At 73.1% G+C, this 19,239-nt stretch carries 11 protein-coding genes and 1 pseudogene; 10 read left to right on the forward strand and 2 right to left on the reverse strand.

Translation table 11 applies throughout. The features are described 5' to 3' along the window. Nucleotides 1-41: 41 nt before the first annotated feature. From IF129_RS18870 to IF129_RS18905, 8 genes and pseudogenes are all read left to right on the forward strand, one after another. Entirely contained in the window at nucleotides 42-569 is a 528-nt protein-coding gene (locus IF129_RS18870) for an Asp23/Gls24 family envelope stress response protein (protein WP_191210900.1), read from the forward strand. A gap of 450 nt (nucleotides 570-1,019) precedes the next feature. Further along, on the forward strand, nucleotides 1,020-2,591 hold the full coding sequence (locus tag IF129_RS18875; protein ID WP_191210901.1) for a S8 family peptidase: 1,572 nt from the start codon (nucleotides 1,020-1,022) through the stop codon (nucleotides 2,589-2,591). 180 nt (nucleotides 2,592-2,771) lie between these two features. Next, on the forward strand, nucleotides 2,772-3,524 hold the full coding sequence (locus IF129_RS18880; RefSeq protein ID WP_191210902.1) for a GntR family transcriptional regulator: 753 nt from the start codon (nucleotides 2,772-2,774) through the stop codon (nucleotides 3,522-3,524). 145 nt (nucleotides 3,525-3,669) lie between these two features. Continuing rightward, a complete protein-coding gene (locus IF129_RS27110; protein WP_381479784.1) occupies nucleotides 3,670-3,927 on the forward strand; it encodes an SPOR domain-containing protein in 258 nt (85 codons plus the stop codon). A 98-nt stretch (nucleotides 3,928-4,025) separates the two neighbouring features. Further along, nucleotides 4,026-6,557 (forward strand): SpoIIE family protein phosphatase, encoded by a 2,532-nt coding sequence (locus IF129_RS18890; protein WP_191210903.1) that lies wholly within the window; start codon nucleotides 4,026-4,028, stop codon nucleotides 6,555-6,557. A 170-nt stretch (nucleotides 6,558-6,727) separates the two neighbouring features. Beyond that, nucleotides 6,728-8,581: pseudogene (locus tag IF129_RS18895) on the forward strand (ATP-binding SpoIIE family protein phosphatase); the annotation flags it as partial. A 179-nt stretch (nucleotides 8,582-8,760) separates the two neighbouring features. Then, on the forward strand, nucleotides 8,761-11,070 hold the full coding sequence (locus tag IF129_RS18900) for an ABC transporter family substrate-binding protein (RefSeq protein ID WP_191210904.1): 2,310 nt from the start codon (nucleotides 8,761-8,763) through the stop codon (nucleotides 11,068-11,070). 45 nt (nucleotides 11,071-11,115) lie between these two features. After that, a complete protein-coding gene (locus tag IF129_RS18905; protein ID WP_381479782.1) occupies nucleotides 11,116-12,330 on the forward strand; it encodes an alanine racemase in 1,215 nt (404 codons plus the stop codon). 100 nt (nucleotides 12,331-12,430) lie between these two features. Here the strand turns inward: IF129_RS18905 and IF129_RS18910 are convergent, their stop codons facing one another. Both IF129_RS18910 and IF129_RS18915 read right to left on the reverse strand, forming a co-directional pair. Beyond that, on the reverse strand, nucleotides 12,431-14,491 hold the full coding sequence (locus IF129_RS18910; protein WP_191210905.1) for a galactose-binding domain-containing protein: 2,061 nt from the start codon (nucleotides 14,489-14,491) through the stop codon (nucleotides 12,431-12,433). A 145-nt stretch (nucleotides 14,492-14,636) separates the two neighbouring features. After that, complete coding sequence (locus IF129_RS18915) at nucleotides 14,637-15,236, reverse strand: TetR/AcrR family transcriptional regulator (RefSeq protein WP_191210906.1); 600 nt, start codon at nucleotides 15,234-15,236, stop codon at nucleotides 14,637-14,639. A 230-nt stretch (nucleotides 15,237-15,466) separates the two neighbouring features. Between IF129_RS18915 and typA the strand changes: the two genes are divergently transcribed. Then, entirely contained in the window at nucleotides 15,467-17,332 is a 1,866-nt protein-coding gene (gene typA, locus IF129_RS18920; protein ID WP_191210907.1) for a translational GTPase TypA, read from the forward strand. A gap of 227 nt (nucleotides 17,333-17,559) precedes the next feature. Then, nucleotides 17,560-19,191, forward strand: coding sequence for a peptide ABC transporter substrate-binding protein (locus IF129_RS18925; protein WP_191210908.1), 1,632 nt, complete (start codon nucleotides 17,560-17,562; stop codon nucleotides 19,189-19,191). Nucleotides 19,192-19,239 lie beyond the last annotated feature (48 nt).

Consider the following 19,239-nt stretch of genomic DNA (forward strand, 5'->3'; position numbering starts at 1 on the left):
GCACCTTCCCTGGCAACGAACGACGCGGAGGAGACACCCGTATGGCTGCCAAGACCACGACCGTCAGCGCACCCCAGTCCTCGACCGAGCAGCTGGGCTCGGGCGGCGCCGGGGCGTCCGTCCCCACCGACGGCGCGGCCCGGGCCTCGGCCGTCCCGGTCACGCCGGGCGACGCGGCGGGTGGGCGCGGTAGGACGTCGATCGCCGACGGTGTGGTGGAGAAGATCGCCGGTATGGCCGCCCGCGAGGTTCCGGGCGTGTTCGCCCTCGGCGGCGGGTTCGCCCGGACGCTGGGCGCGGTGCGCGACCGGGTGCCCGGCGGCCGTCCGAACGTGGCGCGGGGCGTGAAGGTCGAGGTCGGCGAGCGGCAGACGGCACTGGACCTGGACATCGTCGTCGAGTACGGCGTCCCGATCCCGGACGTGGCCCGCGACGTCCGGGAGAACGTCGTCGCGGCGGTCGAGCGGATGACGGGGCTGGAGGTCGTCGAGGTCAACATCGCGGTCGGCGACGTCCACCTGCCCGACGAGGAGCCGGAGGAGCGTGTGGAGACGTCGCGCGTGTCGTGATCCCGCCGCCCGCGCACCGTGCGGGACGACGGCGACGTCTGCGGCCCGGCCCGGGTGCCGGGCCGCAGGGCTGTCCGGGGCCGTCGGGTCACGGCCGGGTGAGCGACGGGCCGCGCGGTGACGGGTCGTGTGCGTTCCGCATGCGTCGGTCGATGGTGGTGAAGGGGGCGGACCGACGCGTTCGACAGCACGTCAGGAGCGGTCGCACGGCTGGGGCCTGGTGTCGTCGTATACCGAACGGTGCATTCCGGGCGGGTCCTGATGGGGCGTCATGTCAGGGTTACGCGCGTTGCGTGCCGTATGGGATGACCTCCGTGTGACAGATGCATGAAGTGCCTGCAGACCTCTTGTGAGATTCCTATGGGTCCGCAAACCTTTCGGCTGACGGCGCGAATGTCATGTCCGCGTCCGTTCCCCCACCAGCGCACCACCAACGAGAAGGATCTCTCAATGGCAGTGATGCGTTCCCCCAAGCGCAGATGGTCGGCCGTGGCAGTCGCGGGCGCGGCGGCGGTCGCCATGGGCGTCGGCGTCGCGATACCCGCGTACGCCGCCGCCGATCAGCCCGAAGGTGTGATCGCCAACGCCGGCGCGCCGGGCGCGATCAAGGACCAGTACATCGTCACCCTGAAGGCGGGCGCACCGGACGCCGAGACCAGGGCCGGCAAGAGTCTGGTCACCAAGTACGGCGCGCAGATCGAGATCACCTACGAAGAGGCCCTCAACGGCTTCGCCGTCGAGCTCAGCGAGAAGCAGGCGAAGAAGCTCGCCGCCGACCCGCAGGTCGACTCCGTCACCCAGGACACGAAGGTGGAGCTGGCCGCGACCCAGCCGAACCCGACGTGGGGCCTGGACCGCATCGACCAGGTCGACCTGCCGCTGAGCAACAGCTACACCTACCCGGACTCCGCGGGTCAGGGCGTCACCGCCTACATCATCGACACGGGTATCAACCACACCCACAACGACTTCGGCGGCCGGGCCTCCTTCGGCTTCGACGCCTTCGGCGGCAACGGCAACGACGGCAACGGCCACGGCACCCACGTCGCCGGCACCGTCGGCGGCAACACCTACGGCGTGGCCAAGAAGGTCGACCTCGTCTCCGTCCGGGTCCTCAACGACCAGGGCTCGGGCACCACGTCCGGCGTCATCGCCGGTGTGGACTGGGTGACGGACAACGCGCAGAAGCCGGCCGTGGCGAACATGAGCCTGGGCGGCGGCGCCAACTCCAGCCTGGACCAGGCCGTCCGCAACTCCATCGCCTCCGGCGTCACCTACGCCGTCGCGGCGGGCAACAGCAACGCCAACGCCTCGGGCTACTCGCCGGCGCGTACCGTGGAGGCGCTGACCGTCGGCTCCACCACGCGCACCGACGCCCGGTCGTCGTTCTCCAACTACGGCTCGGTGCTGGACGTCTTCGCGCCCGGCTCGGACATCACCTCGGCGTGGATCGGCAGCAACAGCGCGACCCGCACTATCTCCGGCACCTCGATGGCCTCGCCGCACGTGGCCGGCGCCGCCGCGCTGATTCTCGGGGACGCCCCCTCGGCCACGCCGGACCAGGTCGACACGCAGATCACGGCCGCCGCCGCCGACGGGAAGGTCGGCAACCCCGGTTCCGGCTCGCCCAACAAGCTGCTCCAGGTCGGCGAGGGCGACCCCGGCAACCCGCCCGACGGTGACCGCTTCGAGAACGTCACCGACTACGCCATCAACGACAACAGCACCGTCGAGTCCCCGATCTCGGTGACCGGTCAGACGGGCAACGCGCCCTCCGGCCTCCAGGTCGAGGTCGACATCAAGCACACCTACATCGGTGACCTGAAGGTCGAGCTCGTCGCCCCGAACGGGACCTCCACCGTGCTGAAGAACTTCGGCACCGGCGGCAGCAGCGACAACATCAACCAGACCTACACGGTCGACGCCTCGTCGTCGCCCGCCAACGGCACCTGGAAGCTCCGCGTGACCGACAACTACTACTGGGACACCGGCAAGATCGACGCCTGGGCCCTGCAGTTCTGACCCTGGGTGACACCTGACCTCAGCCCCCGCCGCCCCGGCCGCGGGGGCTGAGGCGCGTCCGGGCCCGCGTCCCCCCGCTGAGCAGGGCGTCATCACATCGAGTGATTGCCTCGGAGGATATTGCGCCCGACCACCGAGCGTTGCCAAGCTGTGGCGCACGGTCAAACTGTGGGAGGACGCGTGGCTTTCGGTGAGCAGCCCGCATACCTGCGGGTGGCCGGGGACCTCCGGCAGAAGATCTTCGACGGCGTCCTGCCCCCGCACTCGCGGCTGCCCTCCCAGGCCAAGATCCGGGCGCACTACGGCGTCTCGGACACCGTCGCGCTGGAGGCCCGGAAGATCCTCATGGCGGAGGGCCTCGTCGAGGGCCGCTCCGGCTCCGGGACGTACGTGCGGGAGCTGCCCGAGCCCGCCCGCCTCCTGCGGGCCGGTCGGCGCACCCTCGGTCGCGCCGGGCCGTTCCGTCAGGAGCAGGCCGACGAGCAGGTGAAGGGCGCCTGGGAGTCGTGCAGCGAGCAGCAGGAGGCGGGCCCCGCCGTGGCGTCCCGGCTGCGGATCGAGCCGGGGGCACGGGTGATGTGCACGCGGTACGTCTTCCGCACCGACGGCGATCCGGTGATGCTCTCGACGTCCTGGGAGCCGCTGGCCCTCACCGGGCGCACGCCGGTGATGCTGCCGGAGGAGGGCCCCCTGGCCGGCCAGGGGGTCGTCGAGCGGATGGCCGCGATCGACGTCGTCGTGGACAACGTGCTGGAGGAGGTCGGCGCCCGGCCGGGGCGCGCCGACGAGATGACGGCCCTCGGCGGGGTCGCCGGGCACGGCGTCCTCGTCATCGCCAGGACGTTCTACGCGGGCGGCCTCCCCGTCGAGACGGCGGACGTGGTCGTCCCCGCCGACCGCTTCCGGGTGACGTACCACCTGCCGATCCGCTGACCCGCCGGGGGCGCTCCGTCCGGTGGTGCGCGCCCGGGTGGCCGGAAACCTGTCTGCTCGTGGTGGGACGAATGCGCTCCGTGAACGTCAGGCGTACGCTCAGGCATATGCGGACAGCAGCTTCGTGCAGGGGTGGGGAGAGGCGATGAGCGAGACCAGCACGTTGCCCTGGCTGGTGATACGCCAGGACGAGGACGGCGGCCGGTACCGCGTGGGCCGGTGCGCGACACGGGTCGAGGCCCAACGCCTCGCCGAACGGCTGCGCGCACCGCGCTCCGGCGTGCGCCCCGACGACACCGGGCCCGGCGGCCCGTCCGAAACCGGGGCGGCCGGGGCGCCCGAGGCAGGGCCTACCCGCTACCTGGTCGAGCGTTTGGAGCAGCCGAGCGGTGGCGCCGCCTGACGCCGGGCACAATCGGGGATGCGGGCAGGACGTCCGCCTTCGCCGGGGTGCCGCCCCAGACGCCCTGGTGAGGCCCGCCGAGCGGGGACGGGGGCGGAGTGAGCGAGGCACCCGGCGCCGGCGCACGCCCGGCCGACGCACGCCCGGCCGACGCGGGCTCCCCCGGTTCCGGGCCTCCCGGCGCACGCGGGTCGGTGGACTCCCTCCTGGACGCCCTGCGCTTCGGCGTCGTCATCCTCGACGTGCGGGGCCGCGTCGTGCTGTGGAGCACGACGACCGAGGACCTGCTCGGCTGGCGGGCCGACGAGGCGACGGGCCGCTCCTTCGCGGACTTCCTCGTCGAGGAACAGCCGGCCGCCCGGTCGGCCTCCCGCCTCTTCGCCGAACTGCGCCGCGGGCGCCTGTGGCGCGGCGTGGTCCGTGCCCGGCACCGGGCGGGCCACACGGTCGAGGTCGAGGGGTACGCCTCGCTCCTGGAGGACGCCGCCGGCGAGCCCTTCATTCTGGCCAATGTCGTGGAGACCGGCCGACTGCGTGCCGTCGAGCACGACCTCGCGGCCTTGGACGCCCTGTTCGACTCCTCCCCGCTCGGCATCGCCCTCTTCGACGACCGGCAGCGCTTCGTGCGGGCCAACGAGGCGATGGAGCGGCTGAACGGCACGCCGAGGGACCGCATGCTGGGCCGTACCGTCGAGGAGGTCTTCCCGGCGCCCTACGCACGCGAGATCGCGCGGGTGCAGGCCGCCGTGCTCGCCACCGGGCGCACGCTCGTGGACATGGTGATGGAGGCGCCGGACGGCAGCGGCCACCGCTCGGTCTCCTACGCCCGGCTGACGGACCGTTCCGGACAGGTGCTCGGCACGAGCTGCACGATCCTGGACATCACCGAGCGCCGCGAGGCCCTGGAGCACGTCGAGCGGGCCCGGCAGCGGCTGAAGCTGCTGGACGACGTGGGGCTGGCCCTCGGCGACCTGCTGGACGTCCGCCGGATGTCCGACGCCCTCGCCAGGGCGCTCGTGCCGCGCCTGTGCGACTACGCCGGGGTCATGCTGCACGGTGCCATCGCCACCGGTGACGAGCTGCCGGGCCGGCTGCCGATCGTCGGCGTGCCGCTCCTCCAGCTCGGCGTGGCGGGCAAGCGCGCCGGCCCGGAGGTGGAGCGCATGCTGCGTGTCGGGCAGGACATCGCGTTCGCGCCACGCTCCTTCTTCGCGACGACGCTGGCCACCGGACGTCCGCACCTGGCGCGGTCGCAGGAGGACCTGGTGACGGCCACGTACCCGGGCGATCCCAAGGTGCGGGCGGCGGTCGAGCTCGGCATCCACTCGCTGATGGCCCTCCCGCTGAGCGCGCGCGGCATCGTGCTCGGCCTGCTGGTCATCAGCCGCGCCGACGAGCGCGAGGGTTTCGACGAGGACGACGTGGCCCTCGGTATGGAGATCGGGGCGCGGGCCGGGGTGTCGCTGGACAACGCCCGCCTCTACGCGCGGGAGCGCGAGGGCGCCCTGATGCTCCAGCGCAGCCTGCTGCCCCAGCGGGTGCCGTCCCCGCCCGGGCTGGAGATCGGCTACCGCTACGTCCCGGGCAGCAGCGCGGCGGAGGTGGGCGGCGACTGGTTCGACGTCATCCCGCTGGCGGGCGGCCGGGTCGCCCTCGTCGTCGGCGACGTGATGGGGCACGGGCTGCGGGCCGCCGCGACGATGGGGCGGCTGCGCACGGCGGTGCGGACCCTCGCCGCCGACGACCTCGCCCCCGACGACCTCCTGCGCCGCGTCAACGACCTCGCCGACGACCTCGCGCAGAGCCCCGAGGAACCCCTCATGGCCACCTGCGTGTACGCCGTCTACGACCCCTCGACGCGGCACTGCGCCATCGCCAAGGCCGGGCACGTCCCGCCGCTGCTGCTCACCGTCGACCCGGCGACCGGCCGTCGGCACACCGAGCCGTTGGAGCTCCCCTCGGGCGCGCCGCTGGGTGTGGGGGAGGTGGCCTTCGAGCGACGGGAGTTCACCGCGCCGGAGGGGGCGGCGCTCGTCCTGTACACCGACGGGCTCATCGAGTCGCGGCACGAGGACATCTCGGAGGGGCTGTCCCGGCTGCGGAGGCGGCTCACCTCCGGGACGGGCGAGGTGGGCATCGAGGACCTCTGCGACGAGGTCCTCACGCTGCTCCCGCAGGGCGGCTCCGGCGGGCCGGGCGGCCCCGGCGGGCCGGACGACGTGGCCCTGCTCGTCGCCCGCCTCGGCGGGCTGCCCGGGGACAGCGCCGCGAGCTGGACGTTCCCCGCCGAGGAGACGGCCGTCCGGCGCGCGCGGGCCGCCGTGCGCGACACCCTGCACGCCTGGGACCTCGACCCGCTGGGCGACGAGGCGGTGCTCCTGGTCAGCGAACTCGTCACCAACTCCCTGCGCTACGCGCACGGGCCCATCGGCGTGCGCATGGTGCGCGGCGCGTCCCTGCTCGTGGAGGTGTCGGATCCGCTGCCCGATCCGCCCCGTGCCCGCACCCCGGCCCACGACGACGAGGGGGGCCGGGGCATCCAGCTCGTCGCGCAGTCCGCGCGCCGTTGGGGCACCCGGCACGGGCCCATCGGCAAGACGGTGTGGTTCGAGCTGCCCCTGCCTGGTTAGGAGTCAAGGAGCAGGCGGAGAGGTGCCGCCCACCGGCGACGGCGCCCGTGCGGGGGCCCCGCGTACGGGTGGTACCCGACAATCCGTCCCGCTACGGCCGACGGGGTGCCACACTTCTGTCGGTGCCGCTCGCCCGCGGCGGCACAGCACGACGACGGAACGTTCGGGGACGTTCCGCACAACGGGAAGGGGCGGCGTTGAGCGACATGCCAGTCGAGACGGGGAAGCCTGACGACGTACGCCGAGCCCTGGCCCTGCTCAACGCCGCCGGTGCCCGCATCGGCAACTCGCTCGACCTGGAGAGGACCGCGCGGGAGCTGCTCGACGTCGCCGTGCCGCAGTTCTGCGACCTGGCCTCCGTCGACCTGTACGAGGCGGTGCTCGCGGGGGAGGAGCCCCGGCCCGGCCGTGGAGGGGAGGGCAGCGCACCGCTGCGGCGGGTCGCGCTCGCCAGTGCCGTCGGTGCGGTCGGCGAGGGCGCCCACCCCGACAACGTGCCGCTCGGCGCGACGCACCGGTTCGCCTTCGAGTCGCCGTGCGCGGCGGCGCTGCGCACGGCACGGGTGCGCCCGGTGCCGCCGACCGGCCCGGCGGAGCCCGACGACGCGCGGGGTGCGCGGCCGTTCGGGCTGGTCGTCCACTCGACGCTGGCGGTGCCCATGGTGGCCCGTGACCAGGTCCTGGGCGTGGCCCAGTTCTCCCGCGCCAAGGGCAGCGAACGCTTCGGGGAGCGGGACGCCGCCCTGGCGGCCGAGCTCGCCGCGCGGGCCGCCGTCTGCATCGACAACGCCCGCCTGTACCGGCGCGAACACGAGCGTGCCCTGATACTGCAACGCAGCCTGCTGCCCCCGGGCGACCCCGAGGCGGCCGGGCTCGACATCGCCTGCCGCTACCGTCCCGGCACCGCCGCCACCGAGGTCGGCGGCGACTGGTTCGACGTCATCGAACTCCCCGGGCACCGCACGGCCCTCGTCGTCGGGGACGTCATGGGGCGCGGGCTGCGGGCCGCCGTGACGATGGGCGAGCTGCGCACCGCCGTCCGCACCCTCGCCCTGCTGGACCTGGAGCCGGCGGAGGTGCTGGAGCGGCTCGACGAGATCGCCCGGGGGCTGGGCGGCAACCCCTACCGGCGGCGCGGCGGCCCGCTGGACAACCCCGACCACCTGAGCGAGGTCTACCTCGCCACCTGTGTGTACGCCGTGTACGACCCGGTCTCGCGCCGCTGTACGTTCGCCAACGCCGGGCACGTCCCGCCGGTGCTCGTCGAGGCGTCCGCCGGCCGGGACAGCGGCGGCGGCCCGCCGCTGCTGCTGGAGGGGCCGGGCGGTCTGCCGCTCGGGGTGGGGGGCGAGCCCTTCGAGCAGACCGACGTCGAACTCCCCGACGGCGCGCTGCTCGCCCTGTACACGGACGGGCTGGTCGAGTCCCGCGACCAGTCACTGGACGAGGGGCTGCTGCGGCTGCGGCAGGCCCTCACCGACGCCGACCGTCCGCTGGAGGACATCTGCGACCGGGTGCTGGCGGGCAACGGGGCACCGCAGGGGGACGACGACGTGGCCCTGCTGCTCGCCCGCGTGCAGGGGCTGCCGCCGTCCGCCGTGGGCGACTGGCGGCTGCCCTCGGCGGCCCGCTCGGTCGCCCGCGCCCGCGACCTGGCCTGCGCACAGCTCGCCGAATGGCACCTGGACGGGCTCACCGACACCACCGAGCTGCTGGTGAGCGAACTCGTCACCAACGCGCTCCGGCACGGTTCGGGCGAGATCCGGCTCCGGCTGCTCATGGAGCGCACGCTGGTGTGCGAGGTCTGGGACACCAGCCCCGTGCAGCCGCGCCGACGGCGGGCCCGCGACACGGACGAGGGCGGCCGGGGTCTCCAGCTCGTGGAGCTGCTCTCCGCCGGATGGGGCAGCCGTCGGACGCCGGGCGGCAAGGCCGTCTGGTTCGAACTCTCCCTGCCGCACGACGGCGGTCCCAAACCGCCGGACGCCCTGGACGCGATCCTGGACGCCTACCCCATGCTGTGACGGCCGCGGCACCTCCGTCACAGCACGGGGTACGCGTCCACTCGGGTGGGCTTGTGCCGGCCGGCGCCGTGTCTGCGCCGCGCGTGAGCTGACGGGCCGTTCGATGGCCTCTGAAAGATGTGATGAGCCGTCCATCGCACTAGTCGGCTTGTCGGGTCAGCTCCCGGAGGTAGATCGCCATGCCACCCGTGCCAGCCATCGCATCCGCTCCCGGGCGCAGGACGGCGACCGTGCTCGCCGCTGGCCTGTTGGTGGCCCCCTTCCTGGCCGGGTGCGGCGGCGAGGAGGATCCGAGCGAGGGCAAGAGCGGCTCGGCCCGCGACCTGTCCGTCGCCGAACGGGAACAGGTCCGCTTCGGGGGCACCCTGCGCTGGGCCGTCGACGCCGCGCCCGTCACGCTCAACGCCTACCAGGACGACGCCGACGCGGCCACGGACCGCATCGCCGCAGCCACCCTCCCGGCGCTGTTCACGCTCGACAGCCGGGGGCGTCCACAGCTCAACACGGACTACCTGGAGTCCGCCGAGGTCACCGAACGGGAGCCGCAGCAGGTCGTCGTCTACCGGCTGAACCCAAAGGCCCGCTGGAGCGACGGCACCCCGCTCTCGGCCGCCGACTTCGCCGCCCAGTGGCACGCCCTCGGCGGCGGCGACGGCGGGTACTGGGCGGCGCGCGCCGCGGGCTACGACCGCATCCACAAGGTCGAGCCCGGGAAGGAGGAAGGCCGGGTCAGGGTCACCTTCGCCCGCCCCTACGCCGACTGGCGCTCCCTCTTCACGCCGCTCTACCCCCGGTCCGTCACCGGCGAGCCCAAGGCGTTCAACACGACCTCCCGCACCAAGCTCCCCGTCTCCGCCGGTCCCTTCGCCGTCAAGGGCGGCACGCTCGACCCGACGTCGGACAGCGTCACGCTGGAGCGGAACACCGCCTGGTGGGGCGAGCGCGCCAAGCTGGACTCCCTCGTCCTCAAGGCCGTTCCCCCGGCCGAGCGCGGCGACGCGCTGGCCGCCGGCGAGCTGGACGTCGCCGAGATCCGACAGCCGGTGGCCGACCGCATCGCGAAGGCGGCCCGCCCCCGGACGGCGGGGGCGCAGGAGCACGGCACGGCCTCCGACGACGCGAAGGCGGCCGAAGAGGACGAGAAGGACGAGAAGGACGCGGCGGAGGAGGAGCAGGAGGCCGAGAAGGACGGCTCGGGCGGGGCCGACGAGAAGAAGGAGGCCGGGGAGAAGGCCGAAGCGGCCAAGGAGCGGGAGCGGCTCCGGCGCTACACCGTGCGCCGGGCCTACGCCCCCTCCTACGTCCAGCTGGCCCTGAACGGGACCTCCGGACCGCTGCGGGACGAGCGGGTCCGCCGGGCCGTCGCCCAGGCGCTGGACCGGGAGGCCCTGGCGCGGGCCGTGCACCGTCCGGCGGGGCTGCCGGTGCGGGCGCTCGGCAGCCACCTGCGGATGTACGACCAGGCCGGCTATCACGACAACAGCGCTGCCGTCGGGGAGGCGACCACGGCCTCCGCGTCCGGCCTGCTGGCCGAGGCGGGGTGGAAGGGCGGTCCGGCCGTACCCTCCACCGGGGACGGCACCGACGCCGCGGGGGCCGCCACCGCCGGCCAAGCCGACGCCGACGCCGCGAAGAACGGCACCGGGGACGGCGACGCGCGGCGGGCCGGGGCCGCCCGCCCGGTGCGGGCTCCGGCGTTCACCGGGGTGGCCAGCAGCTCCGAGCGCGGTCGCGCCGCCGTGCTGCGGCAGGCGGCCCACGCGGACGCCCGGGCCGCGAAGGCGGCCAAGAAGAAGGGCGGGAAGAACGCGAAGAAGCTCGCCGAGGCGGCCGAGGCGTCGCTGGCGGCGGCGACCGAGGCGTCCGACGCGCTGGACACGCTGCTGCACGCCGAGGCGAACCTGCTGCGCCTGAAGGAGGGGCGGGAGCTGGAGCTGCGCATGGTGCTCCCGGCCGGGGACGGCTCCGAGCAGATCCGCCGCACCGGCGAGCGGATCGTCGCGATGCTCCAGCGGGTGGGCGTCGGGGTGGAGGTGACCCGGGTGCCGGACGGGGCGTTCTTCCAGGACCACCTGGCCTCCGGCGACTTCGACCTGGCGTTGTACGGGTGGCCGGCCACGGCCTACCCGGCGACGGACACCCGGTCGATCTTCGCCAAACCGGTCGCGTCCCCGGACGGATCGCTGCTGATCGAGCAGAACTTCACCCGGGTCGGGACGGACCAGGTCGACCAGCTCTTCGAGCAGGCGGTCACCGAACTCGACGACGAGGAGCGCGAGGAGCTGATCCGGCGGATCGACGCCCGCGTCTGGGCGGCCGCCGGATCGGTGCCGCTGTTCCAGCCGCCGCAGCTGGTGGCCGTCGCGCGGTCCCTCGGCAACGCCGGGGCGTTCGGCCTGGAGACGCCGCGCTACCAGGACATCGGCCATGCGCGTCCCGCCCGTGCGCAGGAGGGGGCGAGCGCCGCCCCGGCACGATCCGGACAATAGTCTTGGTCACTTGACCCACTCCGGGTCCTGGGACATGCTCACCCTGTGCCCGACGCGATCCGCACCACCCGCACCACCCCGGCCACCGGCCCCGCGCGGCTGCGCGCGGCGACCGACGCCCTGGAGACCCCGTACGCCGTGGTCGACCTCGCCGCCCTGCGCGCCAACGCGGCCGACCTGATCCGCCGCTCCGGCGGCACGCCGATCCGGGTGGCCAGCAAGTCCGTGCGCTGCCGGGAGGTGATGCGCCGCGTCCTCGCCCTCCCCGGTGTGCACGGCGTCCTCGCGTTCACGCTCCCCGAGGCGCTGTGGCTGGCCGAGGAGGTCGACGACGTCGTCGTCGGCTACCCGAGCGTCGACCGCGCGGCCCTCGGGCGCCTGGCCGCCGACGAGCGGCTGGCGTCCCGGGTCACGCTCATGGTCGACAGCCCGGAGCACCTGGAGTTCACCGCCGCCGCCGTCGGGCCCGACGGTCCGCCGCTGCGGGTCTGCCTGGAACTCGACGCCTCCCTCCGGCTCGCCGGGGGACGCGTCCACGTCGGCGCCCGCCGCTCGCCCGTCCACACCCCGGGCGACGCCGCCCGACTCGCCCGGGCCGTCGTCGCGCACCCCCGGTTCACACTCGTCGGAGTGATGGCCTACGAGGGGCAGATAGCCGGCATCGGGGACGACCGGCCCGGCCCGAGCCGGTTCGGTGTGCGGGCCGTGCAGCGCGTGTCGGCCCGGGAGCTGGCGGGCCGCAGGGCGGACGCCGTGGCGGCCGTCCGCGCCGTCGCGCCGCTGGAGTTCGTCAACGGCGGCGGCACGGGGAGCGTGGAGCTGACGGCCGCCGAGCCCGCCGTGACGGAGGTCGCCGCCGGGTCCGGACTCTTCGCCCCGGCGCTCTTCGACCACTACACGCGCTTCACCCCGCGCCCGGCCGCCTACTTCGTGCTCTCCGTCGTACGCCGCCCCTCGCCCCGCCACGCCACGGTGCTCGGCGGCGGCTGGGTGGCCTCCGGGCCCCCGGGCCGCGACCGGCTGCCCACTCCCGTCTGGCCCCGCGGGCTGGGTCTGCTGGCCGCCGAGGGGGCCGGGGAGGTGCAGACGCCGCTCACCGGCCCGGGGGTGGCCGGGCTCCGGATCGGGGACCGCGTCTGGTTCCGGCACCCCAAGGCCGGCGAACTGTGCGAGCGCGTGGACGCGTTGCACCTCGTCGACGAGGCCGGCGGGGTGACGGCCGCCCCCACCTACCGGGGCGAGGGGCACGCCTTCCTGTGACCGGCGGTTCCACCGCCTCCCCGCCGGGCTCCGGCGTCAGCGGGCGACGGGGAGGCGGGCCCGGGCGGGAGGCCGTGCCGCCCGGGCCCGCACCCACGTGTCAGCGGGCGTGGACGGAGACCTCGTGCAGGGAGAGCCCGTACCGCGTCGCCCGCTCGGTGCCGTACACCCGCACGTGCCGGGCGCGGACGGGGTCGAAGCGCGCGGTCTCGACGCCCCCGGCGCCCGCACGGGTGGACCACACGCCGCGCCAGTCCGCGCCGTCGTCCGACACCTCGATCCGGTAGCCGCTCGCGTGGGCCCGCTCCCAGTCGAGCACGACGCGGCCCACCGTGCGGGGTGCGCCGAGGTCCAGGCTCAGCCACTGGCCGTCCTTCCAGCGGCTCGCCCAGCGGGTGCCCGTGTCGCCGTCGACCGCGTGGGCCGGGGCGTAGCGGCCGAAGAGGCTCCACTCCGTCGAACTGGCCGTCGCCGTCGCGTCCTCGGCCAGGTCGGGGCCCGGATCGTGCCGTTGCGTCGCGTTCCAGGTGTCGAGGTAGGACTGGGCTCCGTCGAAGAGGTCGTCGACGACGTCCTCACCGCCGATCCGGCGCATGTCCTCGATCCAGTCCGGCAGCAGGCCGTAGTGCGCGCCGCCGTCCACGTTGACGTCCCAGGTCCGTTCGCCCGTGACCTGCCGGTCCAGGAGCGAGCCGCCGTCGACGCTGCGGTAGGGGTAGGTCACCGGGTTCGGGGCGTCGGCGCCGCGCGGCGCCGGCCACCCTCCGACGCCGTTCATGTCGGCGCCGATGCCCAGGCCCGCGCCGTACTCCTCGCGGAGGTCCGCACCCGTCCGGGCCTCGTTCACGAAGTGCTCGCTGCCGTGGGCGTACTGGGCGATGAAGCCGCCGAGCCGGTAGACCCGCTCGGACCAGTCGCGGTCCATCCAGCTGTGGGTGGACAGCACGCCCGGGTAGTCCGCGGACTCCAGGATGTCCAGCGTCCGCCCGGCCGCCTTCACGCTCATGTGGTCGATCTCGACCATCATGCCGCGCTCCATCAGCCCGTCGAGGGCGTACTCGCCCAGCCGCGTCAGCCCCCGGGTGTTGCACCGGGCGCCCTCGTCGTAGCCGGGGACGCCCACCCCGGGCGGCAGCATCGCCTCGAACTGCGGCACGTCGGCCGTTCCGATGGGGTTGTCCCGCTGCGGCCCCCGGCACTCCTCGGTGGTCCACCAGGTGCCGGTCGACAGGAACTGGCCGATGTTGATGATCGTCCCCTGGGTCCCGGAGTCGAACCGCACCCCGCACAGGGCGTTGTCGAACTTGTGGCACAGGAACATGCTGCGCACGCCCAGGTCGTACAGCTCGTCCAGACCGCGGTCGATGTCGCCCCGGTCGCACCGCGCGAGGTCGAGGACCTGCTTGCAGCCGAACGGTTCGGACGTCTCGACGCCGAGGACGACGGCGAGCTTGCCGTCCTCGATGACCTCGCGCGCCTGCCCGGCGTCGGTGACGATGCGGAACCAGCCCTTGCCGGGGCCGCCGTACATGGTGTCGACGTAGGTCTGCATCGCGTAGGTCTTCTCGATCTGGAGCCGGATGGACTCCATCTCGTCGCAGCCCCGGTCCTTGAAGAAGTAGATCGAGCAGAGGACGCCGTTGGAGACCATGTCGGTGACCATCACGCGCTGTCCCGCGCGCCACGAACGCTCCACCCACGCGTAGTAGTTCTGCTGGTGGGTGAGCGACGCGTGCGTCGGCCACTCCGTGAACGTCGGCCAGCCCACGGGGTCGTGGCGCCAGTCCGGGTCGGCCGTGAGGTTCTCGAAGACGGCGCCCCTGCCGTCCGGGTAGTGCTCGGGGCAGTCCTTGAGCGCGTCCGCGACGCCGGCTTCGGAGAACGGTTTGCCGCAGATGAGACGACCGCCGAAGCCCTCGTTGGACATCAGGTGGTTGTGCGCGTCGACGTAGCCGCGCACGTCGCCGTCGGGGCCGGTGCCGGTGAAGGGTGCGCCGGTGACGTTGACCCGGGAGTCGGGCGTCGGCCGGTCGACGGGCTCGTACCACGGGACGCCGTCGGCGGCCCGGGCGCCCGGTGGTGCGGCGGCGCCCGCGACGAGGGCGAGGAGGAGGGCGGTCAGCGCGACCGCGGTCAGGGCGAGGTGGCGGCGTGGTCTCACGGTCGCTCCCGGTGTCGTGTGACGTGGGTCGCAACATAGAGTTGGTCAGATGACCGGGTCAATAGTCCCGGACGCACGACCACGCGGCGTGCCGAGCTCGCCGTGGCCACACCAGCGCGGACCCCGCGCGGGCCTGCGCGGCCCCTCAGGGAACGGGTCGCGCCAGCCCCACCACGTGGGAGGCCGCCAGGTCCAGCGCCGCGCCCGCCGCCCGGTCGTCCCCCTCGTTGAGGTAGAGCAGCGTCAGCCCGTCGACCACCGACGCCGTGTACCGGGCGAGCACCGGCACCGGCACCGTCCACGTGACGCCGCACCCCTCCGCCAGCGCCTCCAGCACCCGGGTGTTGGCCTCCAGATAGCTCTCGTACTGCCGCTTGGCCAGCGCGGCCAGCCCCGGACGGCGCAGCGCGTACTGCGTCAGCTCGTAGGTGACGCGGTGCTCGTCGGGGTGGCTCAGCACGTGCTGCCAGTAGGCGTCGAGCCCCGCGCGCAGCTTGTCCTCGAAGCCGCCGGCGCCCTTCAGGACCTCCAGCATCCGGTCGAGGGTGTGTCCGGTGATGGTCGCTATCACGTTCTCCAGCAGTTCCTGCTTGGAGCGGAAGCAGTAGTGGAAGGCGCCCAGCGGCATGCCGGCCTCGGCGACGATGGACCGCGTGGTGGCCGCCGCGACGCCGTCCCGGACCATCACCCGGATCGCCGCCTCGACCAGCAGCTCACGCCGTACGTCCGCCGACACCCGTGCCACGGCCGCCACCTCCTCGCAGTTCGCCTTCCGGCACCCTAAGCCGTGACCGAGGGGCCATCGCCGCACGTCCGGGCACCCGGGGCCGCTCGGCCCCGGACAGGAGCGGGGCGGCCCGGACGCGACCCGTACCATGGAAGGACCCAGGCCGCGGCGTCGACGATACGAGCCCGGCGGGCAGCCGGGCACACGCCCGCGCTGCCATCCACAACTCCGGGAGAAGCGCCGCACGCATGCCCACGCGCAACGACATCCGCAACGTCGCCATCGTCGCCCACGTCGACCACGGCAAGACCACCCTCGTCGACGCCATGCTCAAGCAGGCCGGCGCCTTCGCCGCACACCAGCAGGTCGACGAGCGGGTGATGGACTCCGGCGACCTGGAGCGCGAGAAGGGCATCACCATTCTCGCCAAGAACACCGCCGTGAAGTACCACCCCAAGAGCGGTGACGGCCCCGTCACGATCAACATCATCGACACCCCGGGCCACGCCGACTTCGGCGGTGAGGTCGAGCGCGGCCTGTCCATGGTCGACGCGGTCGTCCTCCTCGTCGACGCCTCCGAGGGTCCTCTCCCGCAGACGCGGTTCGTGCTGCGCAAGGCCCTCCAGGCCAAGCTGCCGGTCATCCTCTGCATCAACAAGACCGACCGCTCCGACGCCCGCATCGGCGCCGTGGTCGACGAGACCTACGACCTCTTCCTCGACCTGGACGCCACCGAGGAGCAGATCGAGTTCCCCATCGTCTACGCCTGCGCCCGGGACGGCGTCGCGTCGCTGACGAAGCCCGAGGACGGCACCGTCCCGGCGGACAGCGACAGCCTGGAGCCGTTCTTCACCACGCTCCTGGAGACCGTCCCCGCGCCGACGTACGAGGAGAACGCGCCGCTCCAGGCGCACGTCACCAACCTGGACGCCGACAACTTCCTCGGCCGCATCGCGCTGTGCCGCGTCCAGCACGGCACCCTGAAGAAGGGGCAGACCGTCGCCTGGATGAAGCGCGACGGCTCCGTGCAGAACGTCCGCGTGACCGAGCTGCTGATGACGGACGCGCTCACGCGCAAGCCCGCCGAGCAGGCCGGGCCGGGCGACATCTGCGCCGTCGCGGGCATCGCGGAGATCATGATCGGCGAGACGCTGGCCGACCCGGAGAACCCGGTGGCCCTGCCGCTCATCCAGGTCGACGAGCCGGCCATCTCCATGACGATCGGCACGAACAACTCGCCGCTCGTCGGCAAGGGCGGCAAGGGCCACAAGGTCACCGCCCGCCTGGTCAAGGACCGCCTGGACCGCGAACTGATCGGCAACGTCTCGCTGCGCGTGCTGCCCACCGAGCGGCCCGACGCCTGGGAGGTGCAGGGCCGCGGCGAGCTGGCCCTGGCCATCCTCGTCGAGACGATGCGCCGCGAGGGCTTCGAGCTGACCGTCGGCAAGCCGCAGGTCGTCACCAAGGAGATCGACGGCAAGGTCCACGAGCCCGTCGAGCGCATGACGATCGACGCCCCCGAGGAGTTCCTCGGCGCCATCACCCAGCTCATGGCGAGCCGCAAGGGCCGCATGGAGACCATGACGAACCACGGCTCCGGCTGGGTGCGCATGGAGTTCATCGTCCCCTCGCGCGGCCTCATCGGCTTCCGCACGGAGTTCCTGACGGAGACGCGCGGCACGGGTATCGCCCACTCCATCTCCGAGGGGCACGAGCCGTGGTTCGGGGACCTGCGCACCCGCAACAGCGGCTCCCTCGTCGCGGACCGGTCCGGCGCGGCCACGGCCTACGCCATGCTGAACCTCCAGGAGCGCGGCACGATCTTCGTCGAGCCGGGCACCGAGGTGTACGAGGGCATGATCATCGGTGAGAACTCCCGCGCCGACGACATGGACGTGAACATCACCAAGGAGAAGAAGCTCACCAACATGCGGGCCGCCTCCTCCGACACCACGGAGAACCTGGTGCCGCCGCGCAAGCTCTCCCTGGAGCAGTCACTGGAGTTCTGCCGCGAGGACGAGTGCATCGAGGTGACGCCCGACACGGTGCGCATCCGCAAGGTGAACCTCGACGCGCGGGAGCGCGCCCGCGCCGTGAGCCGCGCCAAGCGCTGACGTCCGGCCCGCAGGGGCCGACGCACCACGACGGGCCGGTCGCGGCGGAGTACCTTCCGCCGCGACCGGCCCGTCCGTCGTTTCTCCGGCCCCCGTGGGGCCCCGCCAGGGGGCCACACGGGGGTTTCTGGGTTTCTCTTCGGCGCCCGGCCGAGTGGCACACGTGCGGGGCACGCCCGAAAGGAGTGGTATGGGCGGAAAGTGACCACAGGACGAGGAGGCACCTCATGCGCGGAGCCAGGCGTGTCGGCTGGGCCGTCGCGACGGTGACGACGGTCGCCCTGGCCGCCGGAGCCTGCGGCGGCGGGGACGGTGGCGGCGGCGGTGACGGCGTCGTCCGGGCGTCGTGGGGCGACCCGCAGAACCCGTTGGAGCCCGCGAACACCAACGAGGTGCAGGGCGGCAAGGTCCTGGACATGATCTTCACGGGTCTCAAGGAGTACGACCCGGAGACCGGCGAGGCCAAGGACGCCATGGCCGAGTCCATCGAGACGGACGACCAGCAGACCTTCACGGTGAAGATCAAGGAGGGCTGGACGTTCTCGGACGGCACCGAGGTGACGGCCAGCTCCTTCGTCGACGCCTGGAACTACGGCGCCAACCTGGACAACAACCAGGTCAACGCGTACTTCTTCCAGTTCATCGAGGGCTACGACGAGGTCCACCCCGAGGACGAGGGCGCCGAGCCCACGGCCGAGGAGATGTCGGGCCTGGAGGTCGTCGACGAGCAGACCTTCCGCGTCACCCTCACCCAGAAGTTCTCCCTGTGGCCCGAGACGCTCGGCTACACCGCCTACGCCCCGCTGCCGCAGCTCTTCTTCGACGACCACGAGGCCTGGCTGGAGCGGCCGGTGGGCAACGGGCCGTACCAGGTGGAGTCCTACAACCGCGGTCAGTCCATGAGGCTGTCGACGTACGACGAGTACAGCGGGGAGGACGAGCCGCAGAACGAGGGCGTCGAGCTGATCGTCTACACCTCCAACAACACCGCCTACACCGACCTCCAGGCGGGCAACCTGGACGTCACCGACGACATCCCCGCCTCCCAGGTGCGCAACGCCGAACAGGACCTCGACGGGCGCTACATCAACCAGCCCGCCGGCATCATCCAGACCATCACCTTCCCCCTCTACCAGGAGGAGTGGGAGGGCGACGAGGCCGCCGACGTGCGGCGCGGTCTCTCGATGGCCATCAACCGGGACGAGATCACCACCCAGATCTACGGCGACACCCGCACCCCGGCCACCGACTGGACCTCCCCGGTGCTCGGCGAGGACGGCGGCTACGAGGAGGGGCTGTGCGGGGACGCCTGCACCTACGACCCCGAGCGGGCCCGGCAGCTCATCGAGGACGGCGGCGGCCTGCCCGGCGGCTCCGTCACCCTGACCTCCAACGTGGACACCGGCTCGCACCGGCAGTGGATGGACGCCGTCTGCAACAGCATCAACAACGTCATGGACGACAACAACGCCTGCCGCGTCAACCCCGTCGCGACGTTCGCCGAGTTCCGTGAGCAGATCAGCGCCGACCGCATGACCGGCATGTTCCGGGCCGGCTGGCAGATGGACTACCCGCTCATCCAGAACTTCCTCCAGCCGCTGTACTACACGGACGCCTCGTCCAACGACGCGGGCTACAGCAGCGGCGAGTTCGACCGGCTGGTGGACGAGGCCAACGCGGCGGCCGACCAGAGCGAAGCCGTCGAGACCTTCCAGGACGCCGAGCGGGTGCTCGCCGAGGACCTCCCGGCCGTCCCGCTGTGGTACCAGAACGGCACGGCCGGCTACTCGGACCGGGTGGACGACGTCCGCCTCAACCCCTTCTCCGTCCCCGTCTACAGCGAGATCACGGTCAACTGATCGCCCACCGGGGCCGGTCCGCCGCTCGCGCGGTGACCGGCCCCGGTC

It is taken from the genome of Streptomyces chumphonensis (assembly GCF_014779715.1).
Classification (GTDB): domain Bacteria; phylum Actinomycetota; class Actinomycetes; order Streptomycetales; family Streptomycetaceae; genus Streptomyces; species Streptomyces chumphonensis.

Bases quoted from the DNA above. Each gene is read 5' to 3' on its own strand.
- IF129_RS18870 (WP_191210900.1), top strand. From the start codon at position 42: ATGGCTGCCAAGACCACGACCGTCAGCGCACCCCAGTCCTCGACCGAG.
- IF129_RS18875 (WP_191210901.1), top strand. From the start codon at position 1,020: ATGGCAGTGATGCGTTCCCCCAAGCGCAGATGGTCGGCCGTGGCAGTC.
- IF129_RS27110 (WP_381479784.1), top strand. From the start codon at position 3,670: ATGAGCGAGACCAGCACGTTGCCCTGGCTGGTGATACGCCAGGACGAG.
- IF129_RS18900 (WP_191210904.1), top strand. From the start codon at position 8,761: ATGCCACCCGTGCCAGCCATCGCATCCGCTCCCGGGCGCAGGACGGCG.
- typA (WP_191210907.1), top strand. From the start codon at position 15,467: ATGCCCACGCGCAACGACATCCGCAACGTCGCCATCGTCGCCCACGTC.
- IF129_RS18925 (WP_191210908.1), top strand. From the start codon at position 17,560: ATGCGCGGAGCCAGGCGTGTCGGCTGGGCCGTCGCGACGGTGACGACG.